Annotated in this window: 8 protein-coding genes; all 8 read right to left on the reverse strand. The window is 54.1% G+C overall.

The genetic code is table 11. The features are described from left to right. Nucleotides 1–93 precede the first annotated feature (93 nt). Nucleotides 94–1,455 (reverse strand): FAD-dependent oxidoreductase, encoded by a 1,362-nt coding sequence (locus tag ACI48K_RS20165; protein WP_475029422.1) that lies wholly within the window; start codon nucleotides 1,453–1,455, stop codon nucleotides 94–96. A 271-nt stretch (nucleotides 1,456–1,726) separates the two neighbouring features. Beyond that, the gene (locus tag ACI48K_RS20170; RefSeq protein WP_475029423.1) at nucleotides 1,727–2,536 is read right to left on the reverse strand and encodes a hypothetical protein; all 810 of its coding nucleotides are present in this window, start codon (nucleotides 2,534–2,536) and stop codon (nucleotides 1,727–1,729) included. An 18-nt stretch (nucleotides 2,537–2,554) separates the two neighbouring features. Beyond that, entirely contained in the window at nucleotides 2,555–3,409 is an 855-nt protein-coding gene (locus ACI48K_RS20175) for an ABC transporter ATP-binding protein (protein ID WP_475029424.1), read from the reverse strand. Nucleotides 3,410–4,405: 996 nt separating this feature from the next. Next, nucleotides 4,406–5,305, reverse strand: coding sequence for a M15 family metallopeptidase (locus ACI48K_RS20180; protein ID WP_475029425.1), 900 nt, complete (start codon nucleotides 5,303–5,305; stop codon nucleotides 4,406–4,408). 192 nt (nucleotides 5,306–5,497) lie between these two features. After that, nucleotides 5,498–6,940, reverse strand: coding sequence for a DEAD/DEAH box helicase (locus ACI48K_RS20185; RefSeq protein ID WP_475029426.1), 1,443 nt, complete (start codon nucleotides 6,938–6,940; stop codon nucleotides 5,498–5,500). A gap of 92 nt (nucleotides 6,941–7,032) precedes the next feature. Then, nucleotides 7,033–8,706, reverse strand: a complete 1,674-nt coding sequence (locus ACI48K_RS20190) for an ABC1 kinase family protein (RefSeq protein ID WP_475029427.1) — start codon at nucleotides 8,704–8,706, stop codon at nucleotides 7,033–7,035. A gap of 3 nt (nucleotides 8,707–8,709) precedes the next feature. Then, entirely contained in the window at nucleotides 8,710–9,018 is a 309-nt protein-coding gene (locus ACI48K_RS20195; RefSeq protein WP_475029428.1) for a phasin family protein, read from the reverse strand. 94 nt (nucleotides 9,019–9,112) lie between these two features. Continuing rightward, entirely contained in the window at nucleotides 9,113–9,955 is an 843-nt protein-coding gene (locus ACI48K_RS20200) for a uroporphyrinogen-III synthase (protein WP_475029429.1), read from the reverse strand. Nucleotides 9,956–10,582: the final 627 nt, after the last annotated feature.

Genomic DNA, 10,582 nt, shown 5'->3' on the forward strand with positions numbered 1-10,582 from the left:
TAAAAAAACAGCCGGCGAAAAGAATACGTCTCGCATATTCTATCGCCGGCTGCTGCCCTGAATCTGCTGTGCACCGAAGCCAAAACCGCTTTGTCAGCCGCGAACGGCCGCACGGAGGGAAACTTCCGGCAGCGCCCCGAGGCCTGCGCTGTTGAGGAAATTCCAAGGCTTGTTGTAATGCGGCTGGAAGAAGAAATCAACAAAAGCGAGCTCTTCCATCGTCATGCCGTTTTGGATGCAGACCGAAATCGTATTGATCGATTGCGTCAAGTCCGCTTTGGACATCAGTTGCGCACCCAAAATACGCCGGGTGCTCTTTTCATAAACCACCTTGAGCTTCAGCGGCTCGTGGGTAGGCATAAATTCGGGACGGTAATGATCGTTCACCATGGTTGCCTCGGCCTCGATGCCCGCCTCTTTGGCCGAAGCTTCCGTCAGCCCCGTAGCGGCGATGTTGTCCTCGTAGATTTTGATGCCCGAGGTTCCTTGGGTTCCCAAATATTTAACGTTTGGCTCTATCAGATTGCGCGCGGCGAGCGTGCCCATCCGTACCGCATTGGTCGCAAGCGGAATGTACGCATGTTTCCCGGTAGGGTTATAAAATACGGCACAGCTGTCTCCGGCCGCAAAAACATCCGGCGCGCTGGTGCGCATATATTCGTCCACGATGATCGCGCCGTTCTCCAGCATGTCCACCTGGCCTTTGAGCAGACCGGTATTCGGACGGAAGCCGATGCACAAAATGACGAGATCCGCAGCATATTGGCCATGATCGGTTACTACTTTCGACACATTTCCGCCTTTTCCTTCGAATCGGGTCACTTTCTCGCCCAAGGCCAGGGTAATGCCTTGTTCACGAAGCGATGCTTCGATCGTGTCGGTGAATTCGGCATCCAGGTATTTGCTAAGGATCCGTTTCTCCGCGTCAATCAGCGTCACCTGTTTACCGTTCATCTGGAACGCTTCAACCAGCTCGACGCCGATGTAACCTGCGCCAACGACGACGATGGACTTGGCCTGAGCCGCTTTTTCAATAATGGTGTTGGAATGATTGAAGTTTTTGGACAGCAGGATGTTCTCCAGTTCAATGCCTTCGAATTTCGGAACAATCGGCCATGATCCGGTCGTCACGATCAATTTGTCGAAATGGTCCTCGAACTCTTCCCCGGTTTGCAGGTTGCGGGCGCGAAGTTTTTTGTCCGAAACATCGACATCGATGACTTCATGCTGCATTTTCGTTTTGACGCCAAGCTCCGCCAGCTTCTCCGGCGAAGAATAGAAGAGCCCCTGCGGATCCTTCACCGTTCCTCCGACATAAAGCGCGATGCCGCAGGACAGAAAAGATATGTTGTCGTTCCGTTCGTATACGGTAATTTCCGCCTCCGGATAAAGATTAGCCGTATTTACGATGGCTGCCGTTCCTGCATGGGTACATCCGATCACTGCTACTTTCATGATGTTTCCTCCTCCAATATCTCTGTTTTAATAAAAAAGTTGTTTTTATCTGGATTATTTGTGAAAACCATCACTTAATATCTTGCGATATTGTGAAATTATTCACCTGATACCGTTATTATAGTGTGACATTTTTCACATTGCAATAGCTAATTTGCCGGTTTTAAAAATATTCACAATTTGAAGCAATGATAAAAACCTTCGGAGCATCTCCAAAGGCTGCTTTATTCGCGGTATATGAGCTTGGTAGCCCACACAAATGCGCTCATGCTTAAGACTTTTGGGCAGCTGCGGCAATTGCTGCGACGATTTCCGCACGTTTGGCTTCTCTTTCCGCCTTGGACAGCTTCGGACAGCCATAGCAGTATCCGTAACCCGTGTCAGTCCGGTAAGCCAGGCAGCAGCTGGGTCTCATACGGGTTTTTTCGCCGGGTCGATAAGGATCGTCCAGCCAAATCGCTTTCGTGTCAAACGGATTGCGTTTAAGTCCAAACCATGCCGCAGGCAGGCCCTTGAGCAGATATTCACAATCCTCCAAGAGCCGTTCTCGCTGCACTTCATCCTCCAACCCTGCTGCAATGGCGCTCACGTAATATTCTATTCCCAAAGGAAGCTGAGCCCATAGCTGGGTAATCGGCAGCTTGGAAACCCTTGCCGCCGTCTCCATCACAGGGCGCAGGGTATCCTGATAGAACAAGCCAAGCTCCCGCTCCCTGAGCAAGGTTCGATCTAGTTCCGGCCAAACGGTCTCCTCGGGGGTTTTCAACACAAAAAAGACCCTCGGATAGTTGTTCACCTCGGCAACGTGAAGCGTCAGATTGTCCAGTGAGAAGTCAAGCTTGCCTTCGGTCAGCGACACCATATACTGCACCGCCGTACAAACAACACGCCAGCTCGCCGAGAAGTAAGTCGCCGCTACCTGGATATCCTGTCCCTTGATGCAGTCTTGATAAAACTCCAGAAACCGCCGCAATTGCTCGTGATCCTTAAGTCCAATTGCCGGGACACGATACAGCGCATCTCCCCGTTCCTCGGTGACGATGCCAAGCTGCTGATTCAGCAAATGATAATCGATATGCATAACCTTAACCTCCGCCGGCTAATTGGCAGACCGATTCAGAATCGTGAGCGGAACGGCTTTCCCTTTCCGCCCTGTTCCTTCGGCCGCGGCGCGGTACAACTCATAAGGAAGACACAGCGGCACCCCGCTGCGGGGGTCGGTAACGATGTCGGCCTCGATGCCGAACACCTCGCGCAGCACCTCCGAGGTCACAACCTCTTCCGGCGTTCCCGAAGCTACGGCCTGCCCCTGCTTAATCGCGATCATATGGTGGGCGTAACGAGCCGCATGATTCAGATCATGGACCACCATTACAATCGTGCGCTGCGATTCGGCGTTCAATTCCTCCAGCAGCTGCAGCACTTCGAGTTGATGGGCCATATCCAGAAACGTCGTCGGTTCATCCAGGAAAAGAATATTCGTCTGCTGGGCAAGCGCCATTGCGATCCACGCCCGTTGACGCTGGCCGCCGGACAACTGCTCCAGGGACCGGTCGCTAAACTCTCCCATCTTGGTCGCTTCGAGCGCCCATTCCACGATTTGGCGGTCCTCCGCCTTTAATCCGCCAAAGCCTTTTTGATGGGGGAAACGGCCGTACGAGACAAGCTCATAAACCGTCAAGCCTTCCGGAGCGGTGGGATTTTGGGGAAGGATGGCCAATTGCTTGGCAACCTCCCTCGTGGATTGCTTGTGGATCGACTTGCCGTCCAGCAGCACGCTCCCCGATTTAGGCTGCAGGATCCGGGCCATCGTTTTCAGCACCGTGGATTTACCGGAGCCGTTGGCACCAACCAGAGCCGTGATTTTCCCCTCCGGAATCGAAATATTCAAATCCTCGACGATCAGCCGGTCTTCATAAGCAATATCCAAATGGGATGTCTTTAGCGTAGCCATGGCTCTCTTCCTTTCCGCATGCGGCCGTGATATGGATTTATCGTTGAGCAGAGTTGTCGAAGCTTCCGTGCAGCAATCTCCTGGGCTTCCAAGCTGTGGAGCTTCCGAATTCCCGAGCTTCCAAGCGGCGATCGCGCGGTTCATCTCTGCTTCATCATAACTTCATCTTTATCTATTAAAGATACTGATAATCATTATCATTTGTCAACCTGAATTTGATCCGCTCTTCTTGACGAAGCCAGGGCCACCGATCCAACCCATCCCCCAAACGTGGGGTGTTCCAAGACTATAAGCCTTAACAGTTCGGCCGAAGGGATTCTTATCCTCCTTCATGCTAAGCTTATCCAGCACAATATCATGGCTTTTCTGCTCTAGAATATACTTGCGGATCGTGGCTTCGTTTAGACCAGGCGTGCTGCACTTACGTAGTAAACTTTCACTCAGAAGTGTGACGATTCCGCACTTATATTTTCAGATTTGCAAGGGAAACTCCTCTGTTTTGAGTTGACCATCCCAACACGGGCAATTAACTGAGATGAAAAAAATACCTGCAAAAGTGCAGCTATTTTAGCGTTAATTGGCCTATACAGGGTAATTTACAGAGTTGAAACCCCACGAAATAACTGCATTTTTGCAGTAATGTAGTCAATCACCATCAAAGTATGAGATCAAAAGTTCAGCCTCGGGCGAAAAAGCTGCCAGACCGGACTTCTGGCTTTTAGGCAAAATTAAGTAAGTGCCTGCCGTTCTGCGAAAATAAAGTGTTAGTCTGAAAAATAAGGTTGTAAACTAATTGACCATATCCCTTAAGCTTCCGGTGAATGATCGATTCAACGGCGATGACAGCGGCTAACCGTGTGGCCAAGAACAAGTTTCAGTTGACCTGCAGGCTAATACTTTATTTTATAAGTTAACGGGCTGAAGCCATAACCTAAAAAGGACGCCCGCAGGCGTCCTCTATCCGTTCTAAAGAATTTTTTTCAGCAACTAAAGTCGTTATTTGGAGCTGGATTCCGAGCCGGCTACCGGAACGGCATCGTAATATTCCTCGAACGTAATTCCCCGCTCGGCGATATCGGCGGCGATCTCTTTCCCCACATACCGGATATGCCAAGGCTCGTATTTGTAGCCGGTAATATCTTCTTTGCCTTCGGGATAACGAATAATAAAACCGTATTCAGTCGCATGCTCGCCCAGCCATTTCGCTTCCTTCGTATCTCCGAAGCAGCTTTCAGCGGCGCATTTGCCGTCGCTGCCGGAAACGTCGATGGCAAGGCCCGTCTCATGCTCGCTGTAACCCGGCACGGCGCTGTAGGTTTTGGCTTTCTCCTCGCCGTCCTTTTCGACGTAACGGTTAAACAGAGATTTTTGCGTGCTGTAGGAGCGATAGGCAGAAACGCCGGCTAAATAAATGCCGTCCTTTTCCGCGCCGTCGAACAGCTCTTTCAGCGCGGCAGCCGCTTCCTTGCGCATCATCCGTTTTTCGATTTTCTCGGAGAAGGTGAAACGGACATCGGGATATACGAGATCCTTCGGCTCGTAGTCGTCCGGCAAGCCGAACTGCTTGTTGATCAGAACGGCGATGCTGTCCGGATCGGTCTCGGCGGATTTGTCCACGTTCTTGCCGCCGTCGTCGGAAGCGGCATTACCCGACCCTTGCTGATCCTGTCCCTGATTCGCCTGATCGTTCTGGCCGTCCGTGGAATTGGAATCGTTCGTTGTCCCCGTATTCGCTTCCCCGTTATTGCCTCCCGTATTATTTGCTCCGGCATCCGCGCTCGTATTCGGCGTATTGGCCGGCGGCTCCGGCGATGTATTGCTCGCGCATCCCGCAACGAGAGCGGCCGCCACGAAAAGCGCAAACGCCAACGTCAGAGCTTTTTTCCTGTTGTTCATTACCTTTCCTCCCACCATATTGTGCTAGATAAACATTGAATTACAGTCGTCTTCTGTATTTACATCCAATAAACGTACGAATCCGCTCATAAGTTACATGGAAATACGCACCTTCCGGGATCGCTTATCATAAGCCAAGCCAGGGCGGTCCGTGATAACGGGACCGCCCTGGCTTTTGGCGCGCTGCGAGCATCAGCGCCCGCGGCGGCCTCCGCGCTCGCCGCCGCCGCGACGTCCGTCCTGAGCGCCGCCTCGCCCGGACGACGAACCGTCCCGGCCGCGTCCCGCGCCGCCGCTCCGGCGGTTATCCCCGCCGCGTCCGCCGGCGCGGGCTGCTCCGGAAGCCGCTCCGGCGGGCTTCCGCCGTCCCCGGCCCGCCTCGCCGTCGACGGCGTGCCGGCCTGGTTTGGCCTTGCCGCGCTCAGCTCCGGCTGCCCCGGCGGAGCCTGCGGCTCCGGCCCGGCGCCCCGCCGATGCGGCCGGCTTCCGCTGCTCGCCGCCCACCGCGGCGAGGCCGTTTTTATCGTAGCGCTGCCGCTCCATGCGCAGATTGATGCCGCGCTCGATATTACGCAGCGCGTCGATGTCCTTCGGCGCGACGAACGTCACCGCGACGCCTTTCTCTCCGGCGCGGCCGGTGCGGCCGATGCGGTGGATATAACTGTCGACATCATGCGGGATGTCATAGTTGAACACATGCGTCACGCCCTCGACGTCGATGCCGCGCGCGGCAACGTCCGTCGCGACGAGCAGCTCCAGCTTGGCGTCGCGGAAAGCGCGCATCACCTGTTCCCGCTTCGACTGGGACAGGTCGCCGTGCAGCTCGTCCGAGGCGAAGCCGGCCTCTTGCAGCGCTTCGTTCAGCGTGCTGGCCCGCCGTTTCGTCCGGCAAAAAATCACCGCCAAATACGGGCGATGTTTGCGAATCATGTCCTTCAGCGCATCCTGCTTCGTCCGGTCGGTACACTCTACGACGATCTGCTTGATCGCGTCAAGCGTGACCCGGGAAGTTTCCGCGATGCGGATGTCCCGCGGCCGGTTCATATAGGTTTTGGCCAGTCTTTTAACATTATCGGGCATGGTTGCCGAGAACAGCATCGTTTGCCGGCTTCTCGGAACGAGCCGGATGATCTCCTCCACTTCGGCAAGGAAGCCCATATGCAGCATTTGGTCGGCTTCGTCCAGCACCAGCAAGCGCACGGACCCGAGCGTCAGGGAGCCCCGCCGCAAATGGTCGAGCAGCCGTCCCGGCGTACCGATGACAAGCTGGGCGCCGTTTTGCAGCTTGCGGAGCTGACGTTCCACGTCTTGACCGCCGTAAGCTGCCAGGACGGACAGACCTTCGCGGGCCGACGCCAGTTTGCGGGCCTCAGCCGTAATTTGAATCGCCAACTCGCGCGTCGGCGTGATGATCAGCGCCTGCGCGTCAGGCCGGTCGGCGCGGATTTTTTCTAGAATCGGAAGCAGAAACGCCAGGGTTTTGCCCGTGCCGGTCTGCGCCTGAACCATCACGTCCTCCCCAGCGAGCAGAACAGGAATCGCCGCCTCCTGTACGGGGGTAGGTGTCACAATGCCTTGTCCTTGCAGGGCTTGAAGAAAAACGGGCGATAGGCCCAGGTTTTGAAAAGTTGTCAACAGGATTCACCTCATATTCTATTAAGAAAGCCTTCTTATTGTAGCAGACAATACGGAAAAATGCTTATCGGCCTGAGCCGGCCGTTCGCCGCTTAAAATCTTCCCGAGCGAAAAATAGAATAAAGCAGCCAGAGAACCATCAGCGCCGCCACGACGAAACCGACTTCAATGGCCGGGAAATTCCAGAGCAGCGTGGGTTTTCGCGTCAGAGAGGAGCCGATGATAAGTCCGACCATAATAATGCTGAAGGCGAGCAGGACGAGGCTGAAAGCCAACCGGTTTCCGATTTGGTCCATCTTTCGCAGGAAATGCTCCAATTCCGGTAAATCCATCTCCACTTTTACCTTGCCTTTACCGAGCAGTGTGGACAACCTCCGAACCTGCTGCGGCAGTTCGGTCAGCGACTCCGTCAAATCGGCGGCCCCTTCCAGCAGCTTCTTCCCGATTCTGCGGGTTCCGTACTTCTCCCGGAGCAGCTTGCGCCCGAAGGGTTCCGCCATGTCCAGAATACGCAGATCCGGATCCAGGCCAAGCGCCACTCCCTCGACCGTCAGCAGCGCTTTACCGAGCAAGAGCAAATCCGGCGGTAAAACGATGCTATGCTGCTGGGCAGCGGCAAACAAATCGTTCAGCGCTTGTCCTACGCGAATTTTGGAAAAAGGAATATCGTAATACCGCTCCCGCAGCCGTTCGAGATCTCTCCGGAGTCCGGCGGTCTCCTCCGCTTCTTCCAGCAGTCCCATTCGCAAAATCGCCCGCGTCATCCCCTCCGTGCTTCGCTGCATAAGGGCGATCACGAGCCAAGCGAGATGGTCTTTCATTTCGCTGCCAAGCCGCCCGACCATCCCGAAGTCGATAAACGCCAAATCTCCCCGCTCCGTAACGAGCAAATTGCCCGGATGCGGATCGGCATGAAAAAATCCTCCGTCAAACACTTGATGAAGCAGCGCGTTAACCAACCTTTGGGCGATTTCTTTCGGATCAAAGCCATTCTCCCGCATTTTGTCCGGTTGATTGAGGTGAACGCCGTCCACGAAATCCATCGTCAGCACTTTGGACGATGTGCAGTGCCAATAAACGCGCGGAATATAGATGCCCTCCATGCCTTCAAGCTGCATGCGGATCTTTTCCATATTCCGACCCTCATAACTGTAATCGAGCTCCGCTTGAATCGAACGTGAGAACTCCTCTACCATTTGCGGAATCTGATAGCGGCTTACCCAGGACCACCTTTTTTTCGCAAGCGCCGTCAAATGTCGCAAAATATCCAAATCGCGTTCAATCTGCGGTATGATCCCGGGACGCTGGATTTTGATCGCCACCAGTTCGCCGGTCTTCAGCTTCGCCTTGTGCACCTGACCGATCGACGCAGCGGCCAGAGGCACCTCCTCAAACCTGCTGAGCAGCTCTTCGGCGGGCATCTCCAGCTCTTGCTCCAGAATGATCCTCGCCTCCTCTGCGGGAAAAGGAGGCACCTGATCCTGCAGCTTAACGAGTTCGCGAATGATAGGTTCAGGGAGCAAATCCGAGCGGGTGCTGGCTAACTGGCCCACCTTCACGAACGTCGGACCCAACTCCTCCAGCACAAGCCGGATCCGCTCAGCGAGCGTTCTACTCTCCGGAATCTCCTTGTGCCGCAGCCGCCGAATCGGTGCGGACACAAGGCGCGTCAACCCGATTTCTTCGGCCATATAACCAAAGCCATGGCGCCCCAGCGCCATGGCGATTTCCCGATAACGCCCGGTATGGCGGACACGAATGCTCATGACCTATGGCTGCTGCAGCTCGGAGAGCTTAATTTCCAGCTCCGCCACCCGCCGTGTCAGATCCTCTACTTCTTTGCTGGTGGCGAATCCCATGTTCTGCAGCGCAGATCTGACCTGTTCGTTGATCATTTCCTTGAACCGGCTTTGCTCTTCCGCACCCTTGTCAATCAGCCGTTCCACCATCTGCTTCGACTCGGAAGGCGCCAATTCGCCGCGTTTAACCAATTCATCCACGACGCTTTCGATTTTCTCCTTGCTGACCATCGTAAGACCCCATCCCAAGGAGACTGCTTTTTTCAAAATATCGCTCATTACGATCATCCCTTCGAAAAGCCGATTTGGGTGTTTCTTATGTGATAAGACCAATACACGAAATCAACAGCGAAACCAAGCGCCGCTTTGCCGGCTAGCTTTGAGCGCCGTACCGGGGCAAAGCTTCAGCCTCGCCGGCAAAAAAGCGGCTGAGCTCAACGATCATACTGCCCATCCGTTCCTCTTTAGGGGCCACAACCCGAGGTATCCCCGCTTCGTAAAGCCCTGCAGCGGTAACTTTACCTACGGCAACGGCAATCACCGGCCCGCGGAGCGCCTCCGTCAATTCGCCCGCCCGGCCGCGGTCAACCGCGAACTCCATCAGGAAACGGAACTGCGGACCGCTCGTAAATGTCACCGCATCCACCCGGCCCTCCAAAATATCTGACAGCAGCAACTCCAGCGCTTCCTCCGGCGGGGCGATGTGTCGGTAAGGCAGAATCGGGATGCAGCTTGCCCCCTTCTCCTCCAGCCAGGTTACAAGCCGAGGCGCCGGTTCGCCATAAAGCTGCAGCATGACCGATTTCCCCGTCAAATCATAGCTCGTCAAACCGCGGATCAACCCTTCGGTGCTGCCGTCGTCATCGCGTACCACAGGCGAAAGCCCGCGTTTCTTCAGTACATTAGCCGTTTTATAACCCCTGGCGGCGATAAAGCCATCCCTCAGATTATCCCATAGCTGCCCTGCAATCCCCATATCTTCCGCCATATCGAATAAAGCGTCCAGCCCTATCCCGGTCGTAAATATCGACCAATCCGGAGGATGGCTCACCCAGGAGATGATGCCGTTTCGCAGATGGAGATCATCGAGAAGAACCGTTCCCTGGGCTGGCCGATAAAACGGTATTCCGCCAAGGTTCTCCACCAGCTTACCCAGCTCATCCGCCCGGCGCGGTCCGGTAAGAGCCACTCTTTTTCCTTCCAGTCTTCGTGCCATGCCTCTCCTCCTTGCCATGCCGCTTGCGCGGTCCTATTAATTCCAGATTATACGAACGGGGAGAGGATGTAAATCGCAGGAACAATATATGTAGAATTTCCAATCTTATATAAATTCAACCAAAGATTGAATACGTATACCGGCAGCCGTGTGAAATATTCTTTCGATCCCTATTGTTCCCGGATTTCTTTGATTTTTTTGCAAGAAATACAACTGTTCACCGGACCCCACTATTTTTGTGCGAAATAACTGCACTCCATGCAGGCCTGTTGATTAGCCAAAAAAAGATAGAAAAAAGGATGCCGATTCATAAATCGTTTGTACCCCTGCAAACATCCGAAACGATCCATTGTTTTGCGAACGGTATTCTCCCGTGAGCCAATAAACGGCAGCGAGCCAAGCGGCAGAGTCCACGTTCAATTCCTGCAAAAATACAGGTTTTTTCGGTGAGATGGACCGATTTGATATAAAAACCTGCAAAAGTACAGGAAATTAGCGGGTACAGGCACCAATGCAAGCGAATATGGTGTGAAAAGATGTACTTTCGGCTAGGCCCCCTAATTCCGGAGTCCTGACCTACAAGATTTTTGCAATCGCAGGCTAGCTCATTTTTTCGCGTGTTTACAT

The organism is Paenibacillus terrisolis (genome assembly GCF_056171975.1).

Coding starts and splice junctions, on each gene's coding strand:
- ACI48K_RS20165 (WP_475029422.1), bottom strand. CDS start 1,455: ATGAAAGTAGCAGTGATCGGATGTACCCATGCAGGAACGGCAGCCATC.
- ACI48K_RS20170 (WP_475029423.1), bottom strand. CDS start 2,536: ATGCATATCGATTATCATTTGCTGAATCAGCAGCTTGGCATCGTCACC.
- ACI48K_RS20175 (WP_475029424.1), bottom strand. CDS start 3,409: ATGGCTACGCTAAAGACATCCCATTTGGATATTGCTTATGAAGACCGG.
- ACI48K_RS20180 (WP_475029425.1), bottom strand. CDS start 5,305: ATGAACAACAGGAAAAAAGCTCTGACGTTGGCGTTTGCGCTTTTCGTG.
- ACI48K_RS20190 (WP_475029427.1), bottom strand. CDS start 8,706: ATGAGCATTCGTGTCCGCCATACCGGGCGTTATCGGGAAATCGCCATG.
- ACI48K_RS20195 (WP_475029428.1), bottom strand. CDS start 9,018: ATGAGCGATATTTTGAAAAAAGCAGTCTCCTTGGGATGGGGTCTTACG.
- ACI48K_RS20200 (WP_475029429.1), bottom strand. CDS start 9,955: ATGGCACGAAGACTGGAAGGAAAAAGAGTGGCTCTTACCGGACCGCGC.